Here is a 23,739-nt window from a genome sequence, read left to right as displayed (position 1 = left end):
ATGGCCCCACGTGAAGACGACGCAGAAGACGAGACACCGCTGGCTTTCGATGCGGTCCCGCTGCCCCGGCGCGCCGGCGCGCCGCGCCTGAACCCGGCGCGCGGCCCGCTGCTGCGCCGCATCGAGATCGTCGACCAGCACGGCGAACGCCGCGACATCGACATCCCGGCGGAGCGGCCGTTGACCGTCTTCGTCGACAAGCGCGAACTCGTGACGCTCATGACCCTGGGCGCCGCGCCCGAGCTGCTGGTGCTGGGCTACCTGCTCAACCAGGACCTGGTGCGGCGCGCCGACGAGGTCGAGAGCATCGACGTCGACTGGAGCGTGGAGGCGGCCGCCGTGAAGACCCACCGCGGCATCGCGAACCTCGCCGAGAAAACCGCGCACCGGGTCGTGACCACGGGCTGCGGACAAGGCACCGTCTTCGGCGACGCCATGGCGCAGATCGGCGCCGTGCGGCTGCCGGCGGCGCAGTCGGCGCGCATTGCACAGGGCACGCTGGCGCGCATCCTCGAACAGATGAAATCGCGCAACAGCGTGCACCGGCACGCCGGGTCGGTGCACGGGTGCGCGCTGTTCCGCGGCACCGAGATGCTGGTGTTCGCGGAGGACGTCGGCCGGCACAACGCCATCGACACCATCGCCGGATGGATGGCGGTGCATGGCGTCGACGGCGGCGACAAGGTCTTCTACACCACGGGCCGCCTGACGAGCGAGATGGTGATGAAGTCGGCCCACATGGGCGTGCCGATCGTCGTCTCGCGCAACGGCGTCACCGCGATGGGGCACGAGCTGGCCACCAAACTCGGCATGACCTTGTTCGGCCGCGCGGCCAACCGCCACTTCCTGTGCTACTGCGGGTTCGAGCGCTTCGACGCCGAGCCGCTGGCGCAGGCGCTCGTCGCCGACTGAGGGGCCTGCGCGGCCTACCCGCGCGCCACGTCGATCACCGCCTTCGCGAACGCCTCGGGCGCTTCCTGCGGCAGGTTGTGGCCGATGCCGCCGCTGACCAGCCGGTGCTCGTAGCGCCCCGAGAACTTCTTCGCATACGCGCCGGGTTCCGGGTGCGGCGCGCCGTTGGCGTCGCCTTCGAGCGTGATGGTCGGCACGCCGATCACCGGCGCCTGGGCGAGCCGGTTCTCCAGCGCCTGGTACTTCGCCTCGCCCTCGGCCAGGCCGAGGCGCCAGCGGTAGTTGTGCACCGTGATCGCCACGTGGTCGGGGTTCTCGAAGGCGACGGCGCTGCGTTCGAAGGTGGCGGCGTCGAAGTTCCACTTCGGCGAGGCGAGCTGCCAGATGAGTCTGGCGAAGTCGTGGCGGTTCTTCTCGTAGCCCGCGCGGCCGCGCTCGGTCGCGAAGTAGTACTGGTACCACCACTGCAGCTCGGCCTGCGGCGGCAGCGGCGCCTTGCCGGCCTCCTGGCTGCCGATGAGATAACCGCTGACCGACACCAGCGCCTTCACGCGCTCGGGCCACAGCGCGGCCATGATGCACGCGGTGCGCGCGCCCCAGTCGCAGCCGGCCACGGTGGCGACGGGGATCTTCAGGGCATCCATCAGCGCGACGATGTCGACGGCCACCGCCGACTGCTGCCCGTTGCGCGGCGTGTCGGCCGACAGGAAGCGGGTGGTGCCGTAGCCACGCAGGTACGGCACGATCACGCGAAAGCCCGCGGCGGCCAGCTGCGGCGCGACGTCGACGAACATGTGGATGTCGTAGGGCCAGCCGTGCAGAAGAATCACCGGCGCGCCGTCGGCCGGGCCGGCCTCGTAGTAGCCGATGCGCAGGCTGCCGGCGTCGATGCTCCTGAGGGGTTCGAGGCGACGGGCGCCGCCTGCGCTGGCGGACTGGGCGAAGGCGGGAACGATCGATGTCAGCTGCGTGGCGGCGAGGCCGAGTGCGGCCTTGCCGAGGAACGCGCGGCGTGGCAGCGAGGGGGAGGCGGTCATGGAAATCTCCTGGGATTCGAAGGGGGACGGCGCGATTGTTCGGCGGGGAATCCACCTGTCGATCGGCTTGTGTATGCCTCTGTATCCGCGCCGGTTCCGGCCACACTAAATTTCAAACACAGGCGTGCGAAGGCACCTCAATGAAACGTGGTGTGTCGATGTCGGGCCGGGATACACAGGCATACGCAATGCCCGTTGCGTGGTGAGAAGGCGGCCAACAATCCGCCCGTCATCCACTCATCGCCCGAAGGAAATTCCCATGACGCGTCCTCGCGGATTCAAGAAGCTCTGGTTCGCGCTGCTGTTCTTCGCGGGCGGGTTCGCGCACGAGGTGCGCCATCCGACCCAGTGCCAGAGCGTGGCGTCGGTCAGTCTCTCGCTTCGACCGCCGAAGCGAGCACGTAGCCTTCGCTGCGCACGGTCTTGATGTAGCGGGGCTCGCGCGCATCGTCGCGCAGGCGCTGGCGCAGCCGGCTCACGAGCAGGTCGATGGAGCGCTCGAAAAGCTCGGCCTCGCGCCCCTGCGTCAGGCTCAGCAGCTGGTCGCGGCTGAGCACCTTCTGCGGGTGGTCGAGGAACACGCGCAGCAGCCGGTACTCGGCGCCGCTGAGCGCCACCATCACGCCCGCGTCGTCGATCAGGTGGCGCGCCACGGTGTCGACCTGCCACTCGCCGAACCCCAGCTTCTGCGAGGGCTCGACGGTGCCCATGTTGGGCGGCAGCATGCGCGTGCGGCGCATCACGGCGCGGATGCGCGCCAGCAGCTCGCGCGCGGAAAAGGGCTTGGCCAGGTAGTCGTCGGCGCCCATCTCCAGGCCCAGGATGCGGTCGGCTTCCTCGCTGCGCGCGGTCAGCATGAGGATGGGCGTGGCCTTGTACTTGCCGGTGCGCAGGTCGCGGCACAGCGTGAGCCCGTCTTCGCCGGGCAGCATCAGGTCCAGGATGATCAGGTCGAAGGGCCCCGACGCCTCGAGCGCGGCGCGCATGTGGCGCCCGGTGGGCACCGCGACCACGCGCAGGCCGTTCTTCACCAGGTAGGTGGTGAGCAGTTCGCGGATGTCCCGGTCGTCGTCGACGATGAGGATGTGGTCGGAGGTCTTGGGCGTCATGGCAGGGAAGGCGGTGGCGGCACGGCGCCGCAGCCGCAATGTAGCGTTCCGGCGGCGCGCCGGGGGTGGCCGTGGAAACGTAGTGTGTGGTTTCGCGGGCCAGATACACAGGCATACAGAAGGCGATCCGGCAGGGGGCGGTCGGCCCAACAATCCGTGCGTTTTCCAACCACCCTGCAACCAAGGAACCCTCATGACCCGCATCGACAAAGTCCTCTACACCGGCAAGACCCACACCTCCTCGGGAGGCCGCGACGGCGAGGCGCGCAGCTCCGATGGCCGCCTGGACATCAAGCTCTCGTCGCCCGGCAGCGCCGGCACCGGCACCAACCCCGAGCAGCTGTTCGCGGCCGGCTGGTCGGCCTGCTTCATCGGCGCGATGGGCAAGGCGGCCGGCAAGATGAAGGTCGCGCTGCCGCCCGACCTGGCCGTCGATGCCGAGGTCGACCTGGGCACGGCGGGCGGCGAATACTTCCTGCAGGCGCGCCTGAACGTGAGCCTGCCGGGCCTGGACCGCGAGGTGGCGCAGGCCCTCACCGAGGCCGCGCACCAGACCTGCCCCTATTCCAAGGCAACCCGAGGCAACATCGACGTTGCCATCCACCTGGTGTGAGCCCGCTGCGCTGATGACGCATCGCCACGCCGCCTGACCGAAGAAGCTGTCCATGTCCACTTCCGCGAATCCCGTTGCGAATCCGACCGGTACGGCGCCGCGCTGGCGCCGGCTGCTGCCCGGCTCGCTGTTCTCCCGCGTGACGCTGATCATCGTGGTGGGCCTGGCGATCGCGCAGCTGCTCACCTTCGCGGCGATCCGCTACGAACGGAACATGGCGCTTCGCGAGCTGATGATGATCGGCATCGAGCGCGACATCGCGAGCTCGGTCGCCATCCTCGACCGGCTCCCCGCGGCGGAGCGCGCCGGCTGGCTCGACCGGCTGGAACGGCGCAACTACCGCTTCGTGCTGGGCGGCAGCGCGCAGGGCAGCGCGCCTGCTTCGGAGGCTTCGCGGCAGTTTGCCGCGGCCATCGTCGATGCGATGCGCCCGTTCCCAGTCGTCAAGGTCGGCGAGGTGGCCTGGCCGCCCGAAGGCCTGCAGATCGAGGTGCGGCTGGGCGACGGCTCGTCCGTGGTCGTGCACGCCATGCGCGTGGGCATGCCGGTGTCGGGCTGGGTGATGTGGCTGCTGGTGGGCCAGCTGCTGGTGCTGGCCGTGTGCGCCTGGGTCGCGGTGCGGCTGGTGACGCGGCCGCTCGCGCAGCTGTCCGCGGCGGCCGACCAGCTTGGGCCTGACCTGAAGGGCCGCACGCTGGTGGAAGAGGGCCCGACCGAAGTGGCGCACGCGGCGCGCGCCTTCAACGCCATGCAGCAGCGCATCGCGGGCTACATGGCGGAGCGCGTCGAAATCCTGGCGGCCATCTCGCACGACCTGCAGACGCCCATCACGCGGATGCGCCTGCGCACCGACCTGATGGACGACACGCACGACCGCGCGAAATTCCGCCAGGACCTGGACGCCATGAACGCACTGGTGCGCGAAGGCGTGACCTATGCGCGCACGCTGCACGGCGCCACCGAGCCGCCGCTGCGCATCGATGCCGACGCGCTGTTCGAGAGCATGGTGGCCGACTACGAAGACGTGGGCCAGCAGGTGCGACTCGACGGCCGGGCCGGCGCGCCGATCGTGAGCCGCCCGAACGCGCTGCGCCGCATCCTGATGAACCTGATCGACAACGCGCTGAAGTTCGGCAACGACGTGACGCTGCGCGTGCAAACCGAAGGCGAGGGCGGCCGCCTCGTCGTGAGCGTGCTCGACAACGGCCCGGGCATTCCCCCCGACGAACTCGACGCGGTGCTCAAGCCCTTCTACCGCGTCGAAAGCTCGCGCAACCGCAGCACCGGCGGCACCGGCCTGGGCCTGGCCATCGCGCACCAGCTGGCCATGGCGATGGGCGCCGAACTCACGCTGCACAACCGCCCCGAAGGCGGGCTCGAGGCGCGGCTGGCCTTGGCCGCCGCGCCCGCCCGCTGAACCCGATCCCCCCATCTTTCACACCATGCTCATCCTCTTCATCGCCTACCTGGGCGGGGTGCTCACGATCCTGAGCCCCTGCATCCTGCCGGTGCTGCCCTTCGTGTTCGCACGCGCCGACCGACCCTTCCGCTCGCACGGCCTGCCGATGCTCATGGGCATGGCGCTGGCCTTCGCCGTGGTCGCCACGCTGGCCGCGGTGGGCGGCGGCTGGATCGTCACGCTCAACGAATACGGGCGCTACGCGGCCATGGCCTTGCTCGCGCTGTTCGGTGCGACGCTGCTGTTCCCGCGCGTGGCCGAGCGCCTGAGCCGGCCGCTGGTGGCGCTGGGCCTGCGTTTGTCCGACGGACGGCAGGCTTCGGTGTTTTCGCCGCTGTGGCTCGGCGTGGGCACGGGCCTGCTCTGGGCGCCGTGCGCGGGGCCGATCCTCGGGCTGATCCTGACGGGCGCGGCGCTCAACGGCGCGAGCGTCGGCACCTCGCTGCTGCTGCTCGCCTATGCCGCCGGCGCGTGCACCTCGCTCGCGGTGGCGCTGCTGTCCGGCGGCCGGCTGCTGTCGGCGCTGAAGCGCACGCTGCCGACCGGCGACGGCGTGCGGCGCCTCGCCGGCGCCGCGGTGCTGGCCGGCGTGGGCGCCATCGCGCTGGGGCTGGACACCGGCTGGCTCGCGCGCCTGTCGCTGGGCACCACGTCGGCGCTCGAACAGGCGCTGGTGGACACGCTGCGCCAAGACGCGCCACAGGCACAGCGCGCAGACACCGGCTTCGTGCGCGTCGCGGACACCCGCCCGGCCCCGCTGCCCGCGCGCGATCTCCGCGTCGAGGGCCGCCTGCCTTCGCTGGCCGGCGCGACCGAATGGATCAACTCGGTGCCGCTCACGCCCGAGGCCTTGCGCGGCAAGGTGGTGCTGGTCGACTTCTGGACCTACTCGTGCATCAATTGCCTGCGCACGCTGCCCTACGTGCGCGCCTGGGCCGACAAGTACAGGGACGCGGGCCTGGTCGTCCTCGGCGTGCACGCGCCGGAGTTCGCGTTCGAGAAGAACCCGGCCAACGTGCGCAAGGCCGTGAAAGACCTGGGCATCGGGTTCCCGGTGGCGCTGGACAACGACTTTGCGATCTGGCGCGGCTTCGACAACCAGGCCTGGCCGGCGTTCTACTTCGTTGATGCGCAGGGGCGCATCCGCCATCACCAGTTCGGCGAGAACCGCTACGACAAGGCCGAGCAGGTGATCCAGCAACTGCTGGCCGAAGCCGGGCAGGCCCGGGTCGCCGACGGGCTGGTGGCGCCGCAGGGGCAGGGCACCCAGGCCGCGCCCGGCGCCGAGCCGGCGCAGTCCGGCGAAACCTACCTGGGCCATGCGCGCGCGCACGGTTTCGCGTCGCCCGGCGGCATCGCGCGCGACCGTGCGAAGGCCTACGAGCCCGTGGTTTCATCGCTGCGCACCAACCAGTGGTCGCTGGGCGGCGACTGGACGGTGGAGGGTGAGCGGGCCGTGCTGAACCAGGCCAATGGCCGCATCGCCTACCGCTTCAAGGCGCGCGACCTGCACCTGGTGCTCGGCCCGATGGCCGACGGCAAGCCGGTGCGTTTCACGGTGCGGGTCGACGGCCAGCCGCCGCTGGCGGACCACGGCGCCGACACCGATGCCCAGGGCCACGGCGTGGTCGATGCGCAGAAGCTGTACCAGCTGGTGCGGCAGTCGGCGGGCAGCGGCAGGGAGCGCCTGTTCGAGATCGAGTTTCTCGACGCCGGCGCGCAGGCCTACGCGTTCACCTTCGGTTGAGCGGCGCCCCGGTCAGGGCGTCAGGCCCGCCGCGTTGACGGCCCGGCAGGTGTCGACCTCCTGGCGCGTGGGCAGCACGAAGCAGCGGGCGTCGGCCTCGCGGGCGACGGCTTCGCGCAGCTGGCGTTCCTGCGCGGTTTCCACCTGCAGCTCGACCAGCCACTTCATGAGCAGCGCCATCACGATCAGCAGCACCACGGAGGCCGCGAGCAGGGTCGTGCGCCAGCTCTGGACGCGGAAGACGGAAGCGTTGGAAGTACTCATCGCGTGCGGCCCTCAGCTCGACAGCTGCGGAAAGATCCAGATGCTCATGCCGAGCACCACGCCCGCGCCCAGCGACATGGCCGCCGCGGTCGCGAACAGGCAGGCCACGAGCAGGCTCGGCACGACCACCGACATGCTCAGGAAGGCGATGGCGACGAGCACATAGGCCAGCACGGGCAGCAGGGCGATGTAGGCTGGCCGCGCGGTGCCGGTCGGCAGTTCGTCGGGCGTCATGTCACGCAGGAACGGGTTCAGCATGGCGGGCGATCAGCAGTTGCCCTTCTTGGCCTGGCCCGGCGGGCAGAAGTTGCCGCCCTTGTGCGCCGGCCCGGGCTCCGCACGCGGCGGCGGCGCGTGGTGGTGCACGCAGGCGCTCATGAGAACGGATGCCGCCAGCGCGAGCATCACGGTGATCGTGGATTTGGTCATGGGAACTCCCTGCTTCGATTTCTTGTGCACCTCGGGTGCTTCGGGGCAGGACAATAGTTGCCGTATTAACAATCTCACAGGGAAATGCTCACATTTGTGGGCGAATTGAGAAGGGTGCGGTCAATCTCCGTGCGGGATTGCGCAGTACTTCACACCCGTGCGGCCGACCGGCCGCCGCCGCGCAACCGCTACATTGCATGCCCCATGGACCGCCTCGAGAACATAGAGACCTTCGTGCGGGTCGCACAGACCCAGAGCTTCGCCGAGGCCGCGCGCCAGCTGCGGGTGTCGAAATCGGTGGTGACCAGCCGCGTGAAGCAGCTGGAGGACCACGTCGGCGCGCCGCTGTTCCACCGCAGCACGCGCGTGGTCCGTCTCAGCGACGTGGGGCAGGCCTTCCTGCGCGACTGCGTCGAGCTGGTCGGGCGGGCCAACGACATCATGGACCAGATGCGCGACGCCAAGGACGGACCCACCGGCACGCTGCGCGTGCATGCGCTCACGGGGTTCGTGCTGGGGCATTTCGCCACGCTGCTGCGCGCCTTCCAGGTGAGCTTTCCGGACATTCACCTGGAGCTCATCGTGAGCGATGCGGTGGTCGACCCGGTGAAGGCGGGCGTCGATTGCGCGCTGCAGATTTTTCCGGCGGCGTCGACCGAGCTGGTGTCGCGCCCGCTGTTCCCGGTGCGCCGCGTGTTCTGCGCCACGCCCGAGTACCTGCGCGCACACGGCCGGCCCGCGAGCCCGCGCGAGCTGCACAAGCACACGCTCGGCCTGTACTCGGGCTACCCCACGCGCGACCGCTGGACCTTCCATCACGCGGGCGAGCAGGTCACGCTGTACATGAGCGCCGCGCTGCTCACCAACAGCGTCCACCTGCTGCGCGAGTACGCCATGGAGCATGCCGGCATCGTCTGCCTGCCGACGCTGGTGGCCGGCGAGGCGATCCTGCGCGGCGACCTGGAGGTGGTGCTGCCGGCGCACCAGCTGTCGTCGTTCTCGCTCAGCGCGGTGTACGCGGGCACCTCGCGCAATGCCTTCAAGCTGCGCCTGTTCATCGAGCACCTGACCCAGGCGTTCTCCAAGGTGCCGCCATGGGACGCCGCCATGATCGAACGCGGCCTGCTGCCGCCGGGCCTGATCTGGGACGCCTGACGCGAGCGCGGCCGGTTCCGGGGTAAACCCTGTGCATTGAACGGATTTGCCGAACAATGCGGCCCGCGTTTCGGGCCTACCGCTCGCGCCCCCCGTTTCCTACAGTGCACACATCGCAGCCACCACGCTGCATCGTCCGGCACCTCAGGAGACACCCATGACCGTCGCATACCAGACCCGCTTCGGGTCCCTCAAGCACTTCGAGAAAGGCCACGTCGAGCCCATCGACGACGACGTGCGCCACTACGCGTTCTCCAACTGCTTCGAGATCGCCAGCATCAGCCAGCCCTACGAGAAGGTCGTGTTCGGCCAGAACCAGATCTACGTGCTGGAAACGCTGCGCGCCGAAGGCACCTCGCCCTGGTTCACCTGCGCCCACGACGAGTTCGCGCTGGTGATGGACGGCGAGGTCGAGGTGCATCTCGTGCAGCTCGATGCGGCCCAGGCCGTGGCCGACACCGAGAAGAACGGCGCGGTGCGCGTGAAGGGCGAACCCCAGGGCAAGAAGATGGGCTGGATGAAGCTCTCGCGCGGCCACCAGGGCCTGCTGCCTAAGAACACGGCCTACCAGTTTCGCGTGGCCGGCGACCCCGGCGTGATCGTGCTGCAGACCTGCAAGGGCGATCTGTCTGTCGAGAAATGGGCCGACATCTGCCAGACGCACTGAACCCGCATCCAGGAGCCACACCATGAACGCACCCGCAGAACTCGCCAAGGTCATCGCATCGCAGCCCGATGCCACGCTCGGCTACAAGGATTTTTCGCTCGGCAGCTTCGGCTTTCGCCGGGACGAGTACTTCGCCCACATCACCTGGAAGACCCGAGACGGGCGTCCCATGAGCCACACCATGGACGCCGGCAACTACCTGCGTGCGCTGATGCGCGACGTGGCCTGGGGCTTCTTCTACGGCTGGGTCAACTTCGACAACGTGTTCGGCACCATCAACCACTACGACTCGGTCGACCTGTACGCCGGCAGCTTCAACGGCACCATGAAGGACGCCGGCATCGACCTGCTCGAGAACTTCCCCACGGCGCAGATCCGCGCCACCTTCGAGGCCATGCTCGACGACTGGACCAACGAGGCCTTCGATCCCTTCGCCGCGCCGCAGGAAACCGGCTCGCCCTACGGCCGCAAGAGCGGCAACAACACCGCCAAGATCACCCGGGCGCGCGAACTGGCCAAGCGCTGCGTGGGCCTGAAGGGCGACCTCGACCTGCGCAGCGACGCGCGCGGCGCGCCCGTCAACCGCGCCTTCGCCGACGTGCCGCAGGGCCAGCCCGAGCTGCACCCTGAGCCCGGCTTCGAGAACGAGGTGCATGCCTTCAACCTCTTCGGCTTTTTGAGCCGCTCGCAGGTCACGTGGAACCCGAGCTTCACCTCGGTGGTGAAGCACAGCTACATGTGCCCGACGACCGAGGAGCACATCCTGCCGATCATCCATGGCAACGACCGCGTCGAGTGGTTCTTCCAGATGACCGACGAGATCCACTGGGACTGCGGCGACAAGAACACCGGCAAGCCCATGGCGCGCGTGATCATGAAGGCCGGCGACATGGCCGCCATGCCCGCCTACTGCCGCCACCAGGGCTTCAGCCCCAAGCGCTCGATGCTGCTGGTGTGGGAGAACGGCTCGCCCAGCCTGGTCTACGAGATCCAGAAGGGCGAGTCGCCCGAGATCCCGGTCGAGTTCTGACCGGCCGGCGCGCCGCCGCTTCTTTCTTCCCGCCACCCATCCATCCAGCCCTCCCCGCGCGGGGAGGGCGAGGAGAACCCATGCCCGCTCTTTTCATCCGCCACCAGCTTTTCATCGACGGCCGCTTCGTCGACGCCGAATCCGGCGAGACGCTCGCCACGCTGAACCCACACGACAACACGCCCATCGCCCAGGTCGCGCTGGCCGGCAAGGCCGACGTCGACAAGGCCGTGGCCGCCGCGAAGCGCGCGTTCCCCAAGTGGAGCCGCATGGCCGCCGCCGACCGTGGGCGCATCCTGCTGAAGCTGGCCGACCTCATCGAGGCCAATGGCGAAGAACTCGCGCGGCTCGAATCGCTGGACACCGGCCACCCCATCCGCGACTCGCGCCGGCTCGACGTGCCGCGCACCGCCGCGTGCTTCCGCTACTTCGGCGGCATGGCCGACAAGTTCCAGGGCGAGACCATTCCGGTGGAAGAGGGCTTTCTCAACTACACGCTGCGCGAGCCCGTGGGCATCGTCGGGCAGGTGGTGCCGTGGAACTTCCCGCTCATGTTCACGAGCTGGAAGATGGCGCCCGCGCTGGCGGCCGGCAACTGCATCGTGATGAAGCCGGCCGAGATCACGCCGCTCACCTCGCTGCGCATCGCCGAGCTGATGGCCGAGGCCGGCGTGCCGCCCGGCGTGGTCAACATGCTGCCGGGCCTGGGCAGCGTGGCGGGCCAGTACATCGCCGAGCATCCCGAGATCGCCAAGATCGCCTTCACCGGCAGCACCGCCACCGGCCGGCGCATCGTGCAGGCCAGCGCGGGCAACCTGAAGAAGGTGCAGCTCGAGCTGGGCGGCAAGGGCCCCAACATCGTGTTCGAGGATGCGAACCTGCAGGCCGCCGTGAACGGCAGCGCCTGGGCCATCTTCCACAACCAGGGCCAGGCCTGCATCGCGGGCTCGCGGCTGATGCTGCACGAGAAGATCGCCGACGCCTTCCTCGAGCAGTTCATTCCGCTGGCCCAATCCATCCGCCTGGGCAACCCGCTCGACGAGGCCACCGAGATGGGCCCGCTCACCAGCGCCCAGCACCGCGACCGCGTGCTGAGCTATGTCGAGGTGGCGCAGGCGCAGGGCGGCGAGGTGCTGGCGGGCGGCGGCGCGCCCGGCGGCGACCTGGCGCAGGGCTGCTATGTGCAGCCGACCGTGGTGCGCGCCCGTTCGTACCAGGACCGCGTGGCGCAGGAAGAAGTCTTCGGCCCCTTCGTCACCGTGCTCACCTTCAAGAGCGACGAAGAGGCGATGCAGATCGCCAACGGCACCGACTACGGCCTGGGCAGCGGCCTGTGGACCAGCAATCTGCAGCGCGCCCACAAGGTGGCGCGCGACCTGCACGCCGGCATGGTCTGGATCAACAGCTACAAGCGCGTGAACCCCGGCTCGCCCTTCGGCGGCGTGGGCCAGAGCGGCTACGGCCGCGAGATGGGCTTCGACGCGATGCGCGAGTACACGCAGGTGAAAAGCGTGTGGGTCAACGTCGACGCGCAGATTCCGCCGCACTTCGTGCGCTGACGTCTTCCTTTTTCTTCCAACCCGACGGACGCACACGATGTCTTTCTCGATCCTTTCCCGGGCCCTGGTCGCCTGCACGCTGCTGTGGGGCATGGCCGCGCAGGCCCAGGCGCCGGCCTGGCCGACCAAGCCGGTGCGGCTGGTCGTCGGCTTTCCGCCGGGTGGCATCGTCGACACCGTCGCGCGCCAGTTGCAGCCGCGCCTGCAGGCTGCGCTCGGCCAGACCGTGATCGTGGACAACCGCAGCGGCGCCGGCGGCACGCTGGCGGGCGCCGAGGTGGCCCGCGCGGCGCCCGACGGCCACACGCTGCTGATGGTGTTCGACAGCTACGCGACCTACCCGCTGGTCTACCCGAAGCTGAGCTTCGACATCGCCAAAGACCTGCAGCCCGTGACGCAGGTGGCGAGCAACCCGCTGGTGCTGGTGGTCAACCCGAAGGTCGAGGCGAAGGACTTCGTGCGCTTCGTCGGCCTGCTCAAGGCGCAGCCGGGGCGCCTGAACTACGCCAGCGTCGGGCCGGGCTCGAGCAACCACCTCACGGCCGAGTACTTCAAGGCCGTGAGCGGCACCTTCGTCACGCACATCCCTTATCGCGGTGGCGGTCCGGCCCAGCAGGACCTGCTGGGCGGGCAGGTCGAGATGATGTTCCTCTCGGCCGTGCTGGCCCAGCCGCATGTCAACGCGGGCCGGCTGCGCGCCCTGGCCCAGACCGGCGCGCAGCGCGTGGCCGCCTATGCCGACGTGCCGACCGTGGCCGAGAGCGGCTACCCCGGTTTCGAGGTGAACTCCTGGGTCGGCCTGCTGGCCCCGGCCGGCACGCCGCGCGCCGTGGTCGACCGGCTGCAGGCCGAGGTGCGCAAGGTTGTGACCGAGCCCGCGTTCCAGCAGCGGCTGCGCGAACAGGGCCTGACGGGCATCGCCAACACGCCCGAGCAGTTCGCCGCCGTGTTGCGCACCGAGCAGGACAAGTGGACCCGGCTGGTGCGCGAGCGCCGCCTGAGCCTCGAATAGCCAGAAAGAAAAGGAGCGCGCCATGCACGACTTCATCCACACCACCCATCCGCAGCGCGTGGTGTTCGGCGCCGGTTCGCTGCGCCACCTGGCGCGCGAGATCGATGCGCTGGGCGCGAAGAAAGCGCTGGTGCTGTGCACCCCCGAGCAGCGCCCGCAGGCCGAGCGCGTGGCGGCCTCGCTCGGCGCGCAGGCGGCCGGCCTGTTCGACCGCGCCGTGATGCACGTGCCCGTCGAGACGGCGCGCGAGGCCCGCGACCTGGCGCGCCAACTCGGTGCCGATTGCGCCGTGGCGCTGGGCGGCGGTTCCACCACGGGGCTGGGCAAGGCCATCGCGCTCGAATCCGGGCTGCCGATCGTCGCCATTCCCACCACCTACGCGGGCAGCGAGATGACGCCGATCTACGGCCTCACCGAGAACGGCCTGAAGAAGACCGGCAAGGACCCGTGCGTGCTGCCGCGCACCGTGATCTACGACCCCGAGCTGTCGCGCACGCTGCCCGTGGGCCTGAGCGTGACCAGCGGCATCAACGCCATCGCGCACGCGGCCGAAGGCCTGTACGCGCAGGACAGCAACCCGGTGATGGACCTGATGGCCGAGGAGGGCATCGCGGCGCTCGCCCGTGCACTGCCGGCGATCCGCGTGCAGCCCGACGACCTGGCCGCACGTTCCGATGCGCTGTACGGCGCCTGGCTCTGCGGCGGCGTGCTCGGCGCGGTGGGCATGGCCCTGCACCACAAGCTGTGCCACACGCTGGGCGGCAGCTTCAACCTGCCGCACGCCGAGGTGCACACGGTCGTGCTGCCGCATGCGCTCGCCTTCAACGCACAGGCCGCGCCGCGTGCCATGGCGCGCATCGCGCGCGCGCTCGGCGGCGTGTCGGCACCGGCGGCGGTCTTTGCGCTGGCGCGCGACAACGGCGCGCCGGTGGCGCTGAAGGACATCGGCATGCGCGCTGCCGACCTCGACCGCGCGGCCGACATCGCCGTTGCCAACCCGTACTGGAACCCGCGGCCCTTCGGCCCGGCCGAGCGCGACGCGATCCGCGCGCTGCTGCAACGCGCCTTCGACGGCGAGCCGCCGGGCTAGGCACGGCGCACGCATCGAAGACACACACGAACAACGAAGGAGACAGCCATGACATTCAACCGCAGACAGTTCACGCAGGCCGCCGCCGCGCTCGCCGCCACGGGCGCCGCGCCGCGGGTGTTCGCCGCCGACACGCTCAAGATCGGCTACGTGTCGCCGCAGACCGGGCCGCTCGCGCCCTTCGGCGAGGCCGACAAGTGGGTGATCGAGCAGATGAAGGCCGCCTTCAAGGACGGCATCAGCGTGGGCGGCAAGAAGTACGCCGTGCAGATCGTGCTGAAGGACAGCCAGTCGAACCCCAACCGCGCGGGCGAGGTGGCCAACGACCTGATCCTGAAGGACAAGGTCGCGCTCGTGCTCACCGCCGGCACGCCCGAGACCGCCAACCCGGTGAGCGACGCCTGCGAGCTCAACGAGGTGCCCTGCATCTCCAGCGTGGTGCCGTGGCAGCCGTGGTTCTTCGGCCGCAAGGGCGACCCGGCCAAGGGCTTCAACTGGACCTACCACCTGTTCTGGGGGCTCGAAGACGTCATCGCCACCTTCACCAACGGCTGGAAGACCGTGGCCACCAACAAGAAGGTCGGCGGCCTGTTCCCCAACGACGGCGACGGCAATGCCTGGGGCGACAAGGAGCTGGGCTTTCCCAAGCCGCTCGCGCAGATGGGCTTCACGCTCACCGACCCGGGCCGCTTCCAGAACGGCACGCAGGATTTCAGCGCGCAGATCGCGGCCTTCAAGCGCGACAACGTCGAGATCGTCACCGGCGTGGTGATCCCGCCCGACGCCAAGACCTTCCTCACGCAGGCGCGCCAGCAGGGCTTCAAGCCGAAGGTGATCACGCTCGGCAAGGCGCTGCTGTTCCCGGGGGCCATCGAGGCGCTGGGCGACCTCGGCGAGGGCCTGTCGACCGAGGTGTGGTGGAGCCCGTCGCACCCCTTCAGCTCCAGCCTCACGCAGCAAAGCGCCAAGGCGCTGGCCGAGGCCTACGAAGCCGGCACGAAGAAGCAGTGGACGCAGCCCATCGGCTTCGCGCATGCCTTGTTCGAGGTGGCGGCGAACGCGCTGTCGCGATCGAAGTCGCTCAAGGCCGGCGACGTGCGCGACGCCGTGGCCGCGACCTCGATCAACTCCGTGGTCGGCCCCGTGAAGTGGGGCGGGCAGGGTCCGTTCAAGAACGTCAGCAAGACGCCGCTGGTGCTCGGCCAGTGGGGCAAGGGCAAGCAGCGCAAGGTGGAGCTGACGCTGGTGAACAACGAGGCCGCGAAGGCCATTCCCACCGGCGGCGCGCTGCGCCTGCTCTGAGTGACGGCTGCCATGACGTTGCTGGCCTTGCACGGCGTGAGCAAGTCCTACGGAGCGCTCAAGGTCACCGACGGCATCACGCTGGCGGTGGCCGAGGGCGAGACGCTGGGCATCCTCGGGCCCAACGGCGCGGGCAAGACCACGCTGTTCAACCTGATCTCGGGCGACGCGCGCGTCGACGCCGGCCGCGTGGAGTACGCGGGCCGCGACGTGACGCGGCTGCGCCCGCACCAGCGCTGCCGCGCCGGCATCGGCCGCAGCTACCAGGTGCCGCAGCCCTTCGGCCACATGAGCGTGTTCGAGAACCTCGTCACCGCCGCCTGCTTCGGCGGCCAGCAGGCCGAGCGCGAGGCCTGGGAGACGGCGCACGAGGTGCTGGCCCAGACCGGTCTGGCGCCGCACGCCAACAAGCCGGCCGGCGGGCTCACGCTGCTCGACCGCAAGCGGCTGGAGCTGGCGCGCGCGCTCGCGACCAAGCCGCGCCTGCTGCTGCTCGACGAGATCGCGGGCGGGCTCACCGAGCCCGAGGCGGCGGTGCTGGTGGCGGAACTGAAACGCATCAAGGCGCGCGGCGTGACCATGATCTGGATCGAGCACGTCGTGCATGCGCTGCTGTCGCTGGCCGACCGGCTGTTCGTCATCAACTTCGGGCAGCAGCTGGCGGAAGGCGCGCCGCGCGCGGTGATGAACGACCCCGAGGTGCGGCGCGTGTACATGGGGATCGAGGCATGAACGCGCTGCTCGACACCCACGGCCTGCAGGCCTTCTACGGCGACGCGCAGGCGCTGTTCGGCATCGACTTCACGCTGTCGGCGGGCGAGCTGGTGGCGGTCATCGGCGCCAACGGCGCGGGCAAGTCGACCTTCCTGAAAAGCCTCACGGGGCTGCTGCGCGCGCCCTCCGACGCGATCCGCTTCAAGGGCGAACCCATCGGCGGCCTGCCGCCCGGCGAGATCGTGCGGCGTGGCCTGGCGATGGTGCCGGAAGGCCGGCGCCTGTTCCCGAGCCTCAGCGTGGAAGAGAACCTGCTGATGGGCGCCACGCCGCGCCGCGCGGGGCCGTGGAACCTGCAGCGCCTGTACGGCCTGTTCCCGATCCTGGCCGAGAAGCGGCGCCAGCCCGCCACCTCGCTGTCGGGCGGGCAGCAGCAGATGGTGGCGCTGGGCCGCGCGCTCATGAGCAACCCCGAGGTGCTGCTGTGCGACGAGCTCTCGCTCGGCCTGGCGCCGGTCGTCATCCGCGAAATCTACGCGGCCATGCCGGCCATCACGGGGGAGGGCATGACGGTCGTGATCGTGGAGCAGGACGTGCGCATGGCGCGGCAGGTGTCGCAGCGCGTGTACTGCTTCCAGGACGGGCGCGTGTCGCTCACGGGGCGCTCGGATGAACTCACGCCCGAGCAGATCTCGCAGGCTTACTTCGGCATCGAGGACTCCCATGCTTGAAACCCTGCTCCAGGGCGTGTTGCTCGGCGGCCTCTACACGCTGTTCGCGCTCGGCCAGTCGCTGATGTTCGGCGTCATGCGGCTGACCAACACGGCGCAGGGCGACTTCATCATCCTGGGTGCCTTCGCGGTGATCGCCGGTATCTCGATGACCGGCGCCGCGGTGCCGTGGGGGGTGGTGCTCGCGGTGCTGCCGCTGGCCTTCGGCTTCGGCTACCTGCTGCAGCGCCATGTGCTCAACGGCACGCTGGGCAAGGACCCGCTGCCTTCGCTGGTCGTGACCTTCGGCCTGTCGATCGTGATCCAGAACCTGCTGCTGGAGCTGTTCTCGGCCGATCCGCGCGCCATCGAGGTCGGCGCGCTGGCCACCGCCTCGGTGCCGCTGGGCGACACGCTGGCGCTGGGGGCGCTGCCGCTGGTGATCCTGGCGGTCGCGGTGACGGCCACGGGCGCGATGCAGTGGATGTTCACGCGCACGCCGCTGGGCCGCACCTTCCGCGCGGTGTCCGACGACCGCGAGATCGCCGAGCTGATGGGCCTCAAAGCCAAGCAGGTCTATGCGCTGGCCACGGGCATCGCCTTCGTGCTGATCGCCATCGCCGGCGCGCTGCAGGGCATGCGCACCACGGTGTCGCCGTCGGACGGCCCGCTGCTGCTGCTGTTTGCCTTCGAGGCCGTGATCATCGGCGGCATGGGCTCGTTCTGGGGCACGCTGGCCGGCGCCATGATCCTGGGCATCGCGCAGCAGATCGGCTTTCGCATCGATCCGGGCTGGGGCATCTGGTTCGGCCACCTCGTGTTCCTCGCGGTGCTGGTGCTGCGGCCGCAGGGACTGTTCCCCAAGACACGCTGACCGCCTTCCGACATGACCGACAAGACTTCCCCCGCGCCGCTCAAGCATGTGCTGTTCATCATGTGCGACCAGCTGCGCGCCGACCACCTCTCGTGCTACGGCCACCCGCGCCTGAAGACCCCGCACATCGATGCGCTGGCCGCGCGCGGCGTGCGCTTCAGTCATGCCTATGCGCAGGGCGCGGTCTGCGGCGCCTCGCGCATGTCGACCTACACCGGCCGCTATGTCAGCAGCCACGGGACGATGTGGAACTTCGTGCCGCTGTCGGTGGGGCAGAAGACGCTGGGCGACCACCTGCGTCCGCACGGCGTGCGCTGCGCGCTGGTCGGCAAGACGCACGTCGAGGCCGACACAGAGGGCGCCCACCGCCTGGGCATCGACCCGACGCAGGGCGCGGGCCGGCTCGCAATGGAAGGCGGCTTCGAGCCCTACGCGCGCGACGACGGCATCTGGCCGCCGGGCTTCAAGGTCACGGGCAATGCCTATTGCGACTGGCTGCGCGCGCAGGGCTACGAATCGGACAACCCCTGGCACGACTTCGCCAACTCGGGGCGTGGCCCCGACGGCGAGATCCTGAGCGGCTGGCAGATGCGCTGGGCCGACCGGCCCGCGCACATCGCCGGCGCGCACAGCGAGACGTCCTACACGACCGACCGCGCGATCGACTTCATGCGCGAGGCCGGCGACGCGCCCTGGGTGCTGCACCTGTCGTACATCAAGCCGCACTGGCCCTACGTGGCGCCCGCACCGTACCACGCGATGTACGGGCCCGACGACATGTTGCCCGTGGTGCGCAGCGAGGCCGAGCGCGTCGACGCCCACCCGGTGGTCGAGGGCTTCCGGCGCGAGACCGTGAGCCGCAACTTCAGCCGCGACGAGGTGCGCAATACCGTGGTGCCGACCTACATGGGGCTCGTGAAGCAGGTCGACGACCAGCTCGGCCGGCTCTTCGCCTTCATGGCCGAACAGGGGCTGGACCGCGACACGCTGGTGGTCTTCACCAGCGACCACGGCGACTACCTGGGCGACCACTGGCTGGGCGAGAAGGAGCTGTTCCACGACCCGATCGTGAAGGTGCCGCTGATCGTGGTCGATCCGCGCGCCGAGGCCGACGCGCGCCGCGGCACGGTGAGCGACGCGCTGGTCGAGTGCATCGACCTCGTGCCGACCATGCTCGATGCATTGGGCCTGCCGCAGCCGGTCGAATGGCTCGAAGGGCAGTCGCTGCGCCCGCTGCTGCACGGCCACGCCGGCGCGGCCGGCAAGGACCTGGTGGTGTGCGAGAACAGCTTCGCCTTCCGCGACGAGGTGCGCCTGCCGCTGGCCCAACCCGTCGAGCGCTGCCACATGACGATGCTGCGCACGCGCCGCTGGAAGTTCGTGCACTTCGAAGACCTGCCGCCGCAGCTGTTCGACATGCAGGCCGACCCGGACGAGCTGGTCGACCTGGGCCGCGACCCGGCCTTGGCCGCGGTGCGCGAGCAGATGCTGGGCCTGCTGTTCGACTGGCTGCGCCAGCGGCGGCGCTTTCCCACGGTGGCGCCCGAGGACATCGCGCGCTGGAACGAACGCGAGCTGGCGGCCGGCATCCTCATCGGCGCCTGGTAGGCGAGCGCGCACCCCAATTCAAAAAAGGAGACATCCCATGAACGCTTTCCGCCGACCTCTCGCGGCCTGCATGGCGGCAGCTGCCGTGCTCGCCACCCTCGCGCCCGGCCACGCCGCCGACACCTGGCCCACCAAGCCCGTGCGGCTGGTGGTGGCCTTCCCGGCCGGTGCGCCGGGCGACATCGTCTCGCGGCTGATGCAGCCGGCCCTGCAGAAGGCGCTGGGCCAGCCCGTGGTGGTCGACAACAAGCCGGGCGCGGGCGGCAACATCGGCATGCAGGAGGTGGCGCGCGCCACCGACGGCCACACGGTGCTGGTCGGCCCCGACACCATGCTGACCATCAACCCGCACCTGTACCGCAAGCTCGCCATCCGCCCGATGGAAGACCTGGTGCCCGTGACCCAGCTCGCGGCGTTCAGCCAGGAGCTGGTGTGCTTTCCCGGCGCCGGCATCAAGACCCTGCCCGAGCTGCTGGCCGCGGCCCGGGCCAAGCCGATGAGCTACGCCTCGGGCGGCCCCGGCGTGCCCGGCCACATGGCGATGGAGATGCTGCTGGCCGATGCCGGCGTGCAGATGCAGCACGTGCCCTACCGCGGCCCGAGCCCGGCCATGCAGGACGTGATGGGCGGCATGGTGCCCTGCGGCTTCCTGGCCTCGCCGACGGTCGGCCCGATCATCCGCGACGGCAAGCTGGTGGCGATCGCCGTGTCCGGCAGCAAGCGCCTGGGCAGCCAGCCCACGGTGCCGACCGTGGCGCAAGCGGGCGTGAAGGGCTACGACGCCAGCTTCGCCGAGATGATGGCCATGCCGCGCGCCACGCCGCCGGCCGTGGTGGCGCGGCTGCAGGCCGAAGTGGCGAAGGCGCTGGCCGCGCCCGAGCTGCGCGAGCGGCTGGCCACCATGGACCTCGAGGTGGTGGCCAACACGCCCGAAGAAGCGGCGCGCCGCCTGCGCGCCGAACACCAGCGCTGGGGCCAGGTGGCCGCGCGCGTGCAGCTGCAGCTGGACTGAGCGCCATGACCTGCGTCGTCGTCACCATCGACACCGGCAGCAGCCGCCGCGCGGGCTGGACCGCCGCCGCGCTGGTGGCGGTGGCCGCCACGCTGCCCTTCTGGGGCGAGCCCAGCTGGATGCGCGAGTTCGTCGAGATCGCCTGCTACTTCATCTTCGCGATGATGTGGAACCTGCTGGCCGGCTACGGCGGCATGGTCAGCATCGGGCAGCAGGCCTTCTTCGGCTTCGGCGGCTACGTGATGCTGATGCTGGGCAACTTCGCGGGCGTGAATCCGTTCGTGGCGATTCCGCTGGGGGCGCTGGCCGCCGCGCTGATCGCGGTGCCGGTGTCCTTCGTGGCGTTCCGGCTGTCGGGCGGCTACTTCGCCATCGGCACCTGGGTGATCGCCGAGGTGTTCCGGCTCAGCTTCGCCAACGTGTCGGCGGTGGGCGGCGGCTCGGGCACCACGCTCACGGCGCTGCGCGGCATCGAGCGCGCCACGCGCGAGAGCGTCACCTACTGGATGGCGCTGGGCTGCGTGGTGGCGGCGGTGTCGCTGGTCTACCTGTTCCTGCGCAGCCGCTTCGGGCTGGCGCTGCTGGCGATCCGCGACAACGAGATGGCCGCCGAATCGCAGGGCATCCCGGTGGCGCGCATGAAGCTCGCGGTGTACGTGGTGGCGGCCTTCGGCGCCGGGCTGGCGGGCGCGCTGTACTTCGTGGGCAACCTGCGCATCAGCCCCGACGCGGCCTTCGCGCCGAACTGGACCGCCTTCGCGATCTTCATGGTCGTGATCGGCGGCATCGGCCGCATCGAGGGGCCGCTGGTGGGCGCGCTGGTGTTCTGGGCGCTGAACAAGTTCCTGAGCGACTACGGCACCTGGTACCTGCTCGGCCTCGGGCTGCTGGCCATCGTGGCCACGATCTTCTTCAAGCAGGGGCTGTGGGGCTGGGCGCAGCAGCGCTGGGCCTGGTCCCTGTTCCCGACGCAGCGACGCCTGGCGGCGCCGCACGCGCCTTCTTCCCACCCGGAGCCCGACGCCCATGCGCAACATCGATGAACACACCATCACCGCCGCCGTGCTCGAGCGCATGGCCGGCTGCGAGGACGCGCGCCTGAAGGAAGTGCTGTCGGCGCTGGTGCGCCACCTGCACGACTTCGCGCGCGAGGTGCGACTCACCGAGGCCGAGTGGGCCGCGGGCATCGACTTCCTCACCGCCACGGGCCAGAAGTGCGACGCGCAGCGCCAGGAGTTCATCCTGCTGTCGGACACCCTGGGCCTGTCGATGCTCACGGTGGCCATGAACCACGCCAAGAGCCCTCAGGCCACCGAGGCCACCGTGTTCGGCCCCTTCCATGTGGCCGGCGCGCCGCAGCTGCCGCTGGGCAGCGACATCGCGGCTGGCGCGGTGGGCGAGCCGCTGTTCGTGCAGGCCACCGTGCGCGGGCGCGACGGCGAGCCCGTCGCCGATGCGGTGGTCGACGTGTGGGAGGCCGATGCCGAAGGCTTCTACGACGTGCAGCGGCCCGGCGATCACTTGCAGGGGCGGGCGATCTTCCGCACCAACGCCGAGGGCCGGCTGTGGTTTCGCGGCGTGGCGCCGGTGGCCTATCCGATTCCCACCGACGGGCCCGTGGGCGCGATGCTGCGCGCGACCCGGCGCCATCCGTGGCGGCCCGCGCACGTGCACTTCATGGTGCAGGCGCCGGGCTACGAGACGCTGATCACGCACGTCTTCCGCGAGGGCGATCCCTACCTCGACAGCGACGCGGTGTTCGGCGTGCGCAGCTCGCTCATCGGCGACTTCATGGCGCATGGCCCGGGTCGCGCGCCCGACGGCAGCGTGCAGGACGGGCCGTTCCACACGCTGGACTTCGCGTTCGTGCTCGAGCCGACTGGGAGGTGAGGAGGGGGCCGCGAACCGTTTCGGCGGTTCGCCGCCTCTCTTGCAGGTGTCCATTCCCAAGGAGCCCTGCACCATGTGTCCTGTTTCCATCACCTGGCATCTGCTTCGCGGCGCGGGAGCGCTTGTGCTCATCGCGCTGGCGGTGCTGCTGTCGTCCGCCCATCCCTGGATCGCGCCGCCCGCCGTCATCGGCGCCTTGCTGCTGCTGCGCGGCTGCCCGATGTGCTGGCTCGTCGGGCTGCTCGAAAGGCTGTCCGCGCGCAAGGCGGCCCCTGCGTCCGAGGCCACTTCCGAGAGGGTTTGAGCGCGTTCGGCCTTCGCGGAATGGAAGGCTGATCCGGGATTCCATCCGCCCGTGTCGAGGGGGTGACGCCCCATTAGTGTGAGTTTGTTTGCACACGATGACAAAAGAACAGGGCTACCTGTTTCCGTTGGTCAATATCGGCACTTTTCCCTATCGACTGTACATAAACGTTAATACATTCCACTCCATTGTGAGAGGCATGCGGGGAGCGATGAAAAGGGAAGCGATGGTGGACAGGGTGGAACAGAAAAACGGTCGGGTGGTGGTGCTGACGGATTCCGGCGAAGAGATCGACTGGCTGCGAGGCCGGTTGAAGGACGCCGGCTTCAGTCCCTTGTGCGTGGTCAACGAGGAAGACCTGCTGGAGGCCGCCTCGATGCCTGGCGTCGGGCTCTTCCTGCTGATGGGCGAGACGATGGAGGGCGCGCTGCCGGAAATCCTGTTCGGCATCGGCGCCAGCCGTGCGGCCACCGCTCCGGTGGTCGTGCTGACCCGGTCGCGCGGCGTGCTGGAAACGCCCCGCGTGTCGGTGTTCGACGTTGACGATTTCCTGGTGAGCCCCTGGAACGCGGAAGAGGTCGTGGCGCGCGTGTCGACGCTGTGCGGCAGGAAATCGCTGCGCCGGAACGCGAAGCCGCATGGCCTGTACGGTTTCCAGCTCGTGCGCAGCCGCCTCGCGGTCGAGTACGCGAGCCGCGAAGCCATCATGACGCCGAGCGAATTCGAGATCGCCCGGGTGCTGGTGCGCCACCTCGACACGCCCGTGTCGCGGCAGCAACTGCCCCAGGGGCCCCGATGCAACGGGGAGCTGGGCGCCAGCCGGTCGCTCGATGCGCTGGTGTCGCGCGTGCGCAAGAAGCTGGCATCGATCGTGGCGGGCGAATTCCGCGTGCGCTCGCTCTATGGCGTGGGCTACACGCTGGAGCGCGCGCACAACCGGCACGGCAAGTGAGTTTTCGCGGGCAGCGCCCGCGGCATCCGAAGGGGTGACGCAAGGTCACCTTGAAAAAAGACGTTCGCCCATTCGCCTCCGAATTGAGGCCGGGCGTCGGCAGACCAACGAATGAATTCCGGCGAAGTGAGCCGGCCGGGATTGGCTTGAATTGAATTCAGGCCAATGGCGAAGCCGTGTCTGTTTGAATGGAATTGGATTTTGAAAAATCCATCAATCCGTATTTCACGCTGCCAGTGATTGAAACCATTGGGGGACAGGTCGCGCATGCCGTCCCTGAAATTCACGGG

At 69.7% G+C, this 23,739-nt stretch carries 25 protein-coding genes; 20 read left to right on the top strand and 5 right to left on the bottom strand.

Translation table 11 applies throughout. From position 1 onward, the window contains the following. A complete protein-coding gene (locus tag AC07O4_RS19110) occupies positions 1–912 on the top strand; it encodes a formate dehydrogenase accessory sulfurtransferase FdhD (protein WP_495305347.1) in 912 nt (303 codons plus the stop codon). A 14-nt stretch (positions 913–926) separates the two neighbouring features. On the opposite strand, the gene AC07O4_RS19105 is transcribed toward AC07O4_RS19110, so the two are convergent. Together AC07O4_RS19105 and AC07O4_RS19100 are read right to left on the bottom strand one after the other, a co-directional pair. Beyond that, positions 927–1,949, bottom strand: a complete 1,023-nt coding sequence (locus AC07O4_RS19105) for an alpha/beta fold hydrolase (RefSeq protein ID WP_495305346.1) — start codon at positions 1,947–1,949, stop codon at positions 927–929. A 368-nt stretch (positions 1,950–2,317) separates the two neighbouring features. Beyond that, positions 2,318–3,058, bottom strand: a complete 741-nt coding sequence (locus AC07O4_RS19100; protein ID WP_062470956.1) for a response regulator — start codon at positions 3,056–3,058, stop codon at positions 2,318–2,320. Between the two features lie 193 nt (positions 3,059–3,251). Here AC07O4_RS19100 and AC07O4_RS19095 point away from each other — a divergent pair, with 193 nt between their 5' ends. Genes AC07O4_RS19095 through AC07O4_RS19085 form a run of 3 tightly spaced genes read left to right on the top strand, consistent with a single transcriptional unit; the run spans position 3,252 to position 6,877 of the window. After that, a complete protein-coding gene (locus AC07O4_RS19095; RefSeq protein ID WP_062470958.1) occupies positions 3,252–3,671 on the top strand; it encodes an organic hydroperoxide resistance protein in 420 nt (139 codons plus the stop codon). A gap of 52 nt (positions 3,672–3,723) precedes the next feature. Then, positions 3,724–5,088 (top strand): ATP-binding protein, encoded by a 1,365-nt coding sequence (locus tag AC07O4_RS19090; RefSeq protein ID WP_495305345.1) that lies wholly within the window; start codon positions 3,724–3,726, stop codon positions 5,086–5,088. Positions 5,089–5,113: 25 nt separating this feature from the next. Beyond that, positions 5,114–6,877, top strand: coding sequence for a cytochrome c biogenesis protein DipZ (locus tag AC07O4_RS19085; RefSeq protein WP_495305344.1), 1,764 nt, complete (start codon positions 5,114–5,116; stop codon positions 6,875–6,877). Between the two features lie 12 nt (positions 6,878–6,889). Here the strand turns inward: AC07O4_RS19085 and AC07O4_RS19080 are convergent, their stop codons facing one another. Genes AC07O4_RS19080 through AC07O4_RS19070 form a run of 3 tightly spaced genes read right to left on the bottom strand, consistent with a single transcriptional unit; the run spans position 6,890 to position 7,570 of the window. Further along, positions 6,890–7,141: a hypothetical protein gene (locus tag AC07O4_RS19080; protein WP_062479609.1), complete on the bottom strand. Its 252-nt coding sequence runs from the start codon at positions 7,139–7,141 to the stop codon at positions 6,890–6,892. 12 nt (positions 7,142–7,153) lie between these two features. Continuing rightward, the gene (locus tag AC07O4_RS19075) at positions 7,154–7,399 is read right to left on the bottom strand and encodes a hypothetical protein (protein ID WP_062479607.1); all 246 of its coding nucleotides are present in this window, start codon (positions 7,397–7,399) and stop codon (positions 7,154–7,156) included. 9 nt (positions 7,400–7,408) lie between these two features. Then, positions 7,409–7,570, bottom strand: coding sequence for a hypothetical protein (locus AC07O4_RS19070; RefSeq protein ID WP_169805078.1), 162 nt, complete (start codon positions 7,568–7,570; stop codon positions 7,409–7,411). 204 nt (positions 7,571–7,774) lie between these two features. Between AC07O4_RS19070 and AC07O4_RS19065 the strand changes: the two genes are divergently transcribed. From AC07O4_RS19065 to AC07O4_RS18990, 16 genes are all read left to right on the top strand, one after another. Beyond that, the gene (locus AC07O4_RS19065) at positions 7,775–8,725 is read left to right on the top strand and encodes a LysR family transcriptional regulator (RefSeq protein WP_062479604.1); all 951 of its coding nucleotides are present in this window, start codon (positions 7,775–7,777) and stop codon (positions 8,723–8,725) included. Between the two features lie 157 nt (positions 8,726–8,882). Beyond that, positions 8,883–9,392, top strand: coding sequence for a cupin domain-containing protein (locus AC07O4_RS19060; protein ID WP_070059784.1), 510 nt, complete (start codon positions 8,883–8,885; stop codon positions 9,390–9,392). A gap of 22 nt (positions 9,393–9,414) precedes the next feature. Then, positions 9,415–10,422 (top strand): hydroxyquinol 1,2-dioxygenase, encoded by a 1,008-nt coding sequence (locus AC07O4_RS19055; RefSeq protein WP_070059783.1) that lies wholly within the window; start codon positions 9,415–9,417, stop codon positions 10,420–10,422. Positions 10,423–10,517: 95 nt separating this feature from the next. After that, positions 10,518–11,981 (top strand): aldehyde dehydrogenase family protein, encoded by a 1,464-nt coding sequence (locus AC07O4_RS19050; protein ID WP_095747526.1) that lies wholly within the window; start codon positions 10,518–10,520, stop codon positions 11,979–11,981. A gap of 37 nt (positions 11,982–12,018) precedes the next feature. Continuing rightward, positions 12,019–12,993 carry a tripartite tricarboxylate transporter substrate binding protein gene (locus AC07O4_RS19045; protein WP_495305343.1) on the top strand — a complete coding sequence of 325 codons (975 nt, stop codon included), beginning with the start codon at positions 12,019–12,021 and terminating at the stop codon, positions 12,991–12,993. Positions 12,994–13,015: 22 nt separating this feature from the next. Continuing rightward, positions 13,016–14,083: a maleylacetate reductase gene (locus AC07O4_RS19040; RefSeq protein ID WP_495305342.1), complete on the top strand. Its 1,068-nt coding sequence runs from the start codon at positions 13,016–13,018 to the stop codon at positions 14,081–14,083. A gap of 48 nt (positions 14,084–14,131) precedes the next feature. Beyond that, positions 14,132–15,385: an ABC transporter substrate-binding protein gene (locus tag AC07O4_RS19035; protein WP_492685056.1), complete on the top strand. Its 1,254-nt coding sequence runs from the start codon at positions 14,132–14,134 to the stop codon at positions 15,383–15,385. Between the two features lie 12 nt (positions 15,386–15,397). Beyond that, positions 15,398–16,117, top strand: a complete 720-nt coding sequence (locus AC07O4_RS19030) for an ABC transporter ATP-binding protein (RefSeq protein ID WP_062479592.1) — start codon at positions 15,398–15,400, stop codon at positions 16,115–16,117. Further along, complete coding sequence (locus AC07O4_RS19025) at positions 16,114–16,830, top strand: ABC transporter ATP-binding protein (RefSeq protein ID WP_495305341.1); 717 nt, start codon at positions 16,114–16,116, stop codon at positions 16,828–16,830. The genes AC07O4_RS19030 and AC07O4_RS19025 overlap by 4 nt, the downstream gene beginning before the upstream one ends. Beyond that, complete coding sequence (locus AC07O4_RS19020) at positions 16,823–17,683, top strand: branched-chain amino acid ABC transporter permease (RefSeq protein WP_495305340.1); 861 nt, start codon at positions 16,823–16,825, stop codon at positions 17,681–17,683. The genes AC07O4_RS19025 and AC07O4_RS19020 overlap by 8 nt, the downstream gene beginning before the upstream one ends. Before the next feature lie 12 nt (positions 17,684–17,695). Then, positions 17,696–19,291, top strand: coding sequence for a sulfatase-like hydrolase/transferase (locus tag AC07O4_RS19015; RefSeq protein ID WP_495305339.1), 1,596 nt, complete (start codon positions 17,696–17,698; stop codon positions 19,289–19,291). 37 nt (positions 19,292–19,328) lie between these two features. Beyond that, positions 19,329–20,303, top strand: coding sequence for a Bug family tripartite tricarboxylate transporter substrate binding protein (locus tag AC07O4_RS19010; protein ID WP_495305338.1), 975 nt, complete (start codon positions 19,329–19,331; stop codon positions 20,301–20,303). Positions 20,304–20,308: 5 nt separating this feature from the next. After that, positions 20,309–21,346 carry a branched-chain amino acid ABC transporter permease gene (locus AC07O4_RS19005; protein WP_495305337.1) on the top strand — a complete coding sequence of 346 codons (1,038 nt, stop codon included), beginning with the start codon at positions 20,309–20,311 and terminating at the stop codon, positions 21,344–21,346. Next, a complete protein-coding gene (locus AC07O4_RS19000) occupies positions 21,330–22,193 on the top strand; it encodes an intradiol ring-cleavage dioxygenase (RefSeq protein WP_495305336.1) in 864 nt (287 codons plus the stop codon). The genes AC07O4_RS19005 and AC07O4_RS19000 overlap by 17 nt, the downstream gene beginning before the upstream one ends. Before the next feature lie 73 nt (positions 22,194–22,266). Then, entirely contained in the window at positions 22,267–22,497 is a 231-nt protein-coding gene (locus tag AC07O4_RS18995) for a hypothetical protein (RefSeq protein WP_495305335.1), read from the top strand. Positions 22,498–22,594: 97 nt separating this feature from the next. Then, a complete protein-coding gene (locus AC07O4_RS18990) occupies positions 22,595–23,449 on the top strand; it encodes a response regulator transcription factor (RefSeq protein ID WP_492738361.1) in 855 nt (284 codons plus the stop codon). Positions 23,450–23,739: the final 290 nt, after the last annotated feature.

Source organism: Variovorax sp. GW821-FHT09D04 (assembly GCF_059416405.1).
The sequence above is the reverse complement of the archived record's forward strand: the minus strand, read 5'-3'. Positions and strand labels throughout refer to the sequence as shown.

Coding starts and splice junctions, on each gene's coding strand:
- AC07O4_RS19110 (WP_495305347.1), top strand. CDS start 1: ATGGCCCCACGTGAAGACGACGCAGAAGACGAGACACCGCTGGCTTTC.
- AC07O4_RS19105 (WP_495305346.1), bottom strand. CDS start 1,949: ATGACCGCCTCCCCCTCGCTGCCACGCCGCGCGTTCCTCGGCAAGGCC.
- AC07O4_RS19100 (WP_062470956.1), bottom strand. CDS start 3,058: ATGACGCCCAAGACCTCCGACCACATCCTCATCGTCGACGACGACCGG.
- AC07O4_RS19095 (WP_062470958.1), top strand. CDS start 3,252: ATGACCCGCATCGACAAAGTCCTCTACACCGGCAAGACCCACACCTCC.
- AC07O4_RS19090 (WP_495305345.1), top strand. CDS start 3,724: ATGTCCACTTCCGCGAATCCCGTTGCGAATCCGACCGGTACGGCGCCG.
- AC07O4_RS19085 (WP_495305344.1), top strand. CDS start 5,114: ATGCTCATCCTCTTCATCGCCTACCTGGGCGGGGTGCTCACGATCCTG.
- AC07O4_RS19080 (WP_062479609.1), bottom strand. CDS start 7,141: ATGAGTACTTCCAACGCTTCCGTCTTCCGCGTCCAGAGCTGGCGCACG.
- AC07O4_RS19075 (WP_062479607.1), bottom strand. CDS start 7,399: ATGCTGAACCCGTTCCTGCGTGACATGACGCCCGACGAACTGCCGACC.
- AC07O4_RS19070 (WP_169805078.1), bottom strand. CDS start 7,570: ATGACCAAATCCACGATCACCGTGATGCTCGCGCTGGCGGCATCCGTT.
- AC07O4_RS19065 (WP_062479604.1), top strand. CDS start 7,775: ATGGACCGCCTCGAGAACATAGAGACCTTCGTGCGGGTCGCACAGACC.
- AC07O4_RS19060 (WP_070059784.1), top strand. CDS start 8,883: ATGACCGTCGCATACCAGACCCGCTTCGGGTCCCTCAAGCACTTCGAG.
- AC07O4_RS19055 (WP_070059783.1), top strand. CDS start 9,415: ATGAACGCACCCGCAGAACTCGCCAAGGTCATCGCATCGCAGCCCGAT.
- AC07O4_RS19045 (WP_495305343.1), top strand. CDS start 12,019: ATGTCTTTCTCGATCCTTTCCCGGGCCCTGGTCGCCTGCACGCTGCTG.
- AC07O4_RS19040 (WP_495305342.1), top strand. CDS start 13,016: ATGCACGACTTCATCCACACCACCCATCCGCAGCGCGTGGTGTTCGGC.
- AC07O4_RS19035 (WP_492685056.1), top strand. CDS start 14,132: ATGACATTCAACCGCAGACAGTTCACGCAGGCCGCCGCCGCGCTCGCC.
- AC07O4_RS19030 (WP_062479592.1), top strand. CDS start 15,398: ATGACGTTGCTGGCCTTGCACGGCGTGAGCAAGTCCTACGGAGCGCTC.
- AC07O4_RS19025 (WP_495305341.1), top strand. CDS start 16,114: ATGAACGCGCTGCTCGACACCCACGGCCTGCAGGCCTTCTACGGCGAC.
- AC07O4_RS19020 (WP_495305340.1), top strand. CDS start 16,823: ATGCTTGAAACCCTGCTCCAGGGCGTGTTGCTCGGCGGCCTCTACACG.
- AC07O4_RS19015 (WP_495305339.1), top strand. CDS start 17,696: ATGACCGACAAGACTTCCCCCGCGCCGCTCAAGCATGTGCTGTTCATC.
- AC07O4_RS19010 (WP_495305338.1), top strand. CDS start 19,329: ATGAACGCTTTCCGCCGACCTCTCGCGGCCTGCATGGCGGCAGCTGCC.
- AC07O4_RS19005 (WP_495305337.1), top strand. CDS start 20,309: ATGACCTGCGTCGTCGTCACCATCGACACCGGCAGCAGCCGCCGCGCG.
- AC07O4_RS19000 (WP_495305336.1), top strand. CDS start 21,330: ATGCGCAACATCGATGAACACACCATCACCGCCGCCGTGCTCGAGCGC.
- AC07O4_RS18995 (WP_495305335.1), top strand. CDS start 22,267: ATGTGTCCTGTTTCCATCACCTGGCATCTGCTTCGCGGCGCGGGAGCG.
- AC07O4_RS18990 (WP_492738361.1), top strand. CDS start 22,595: ATGACAAAAGAACAGGGCTACCTGTTTCCGTTGGTCAATATCGGCACT.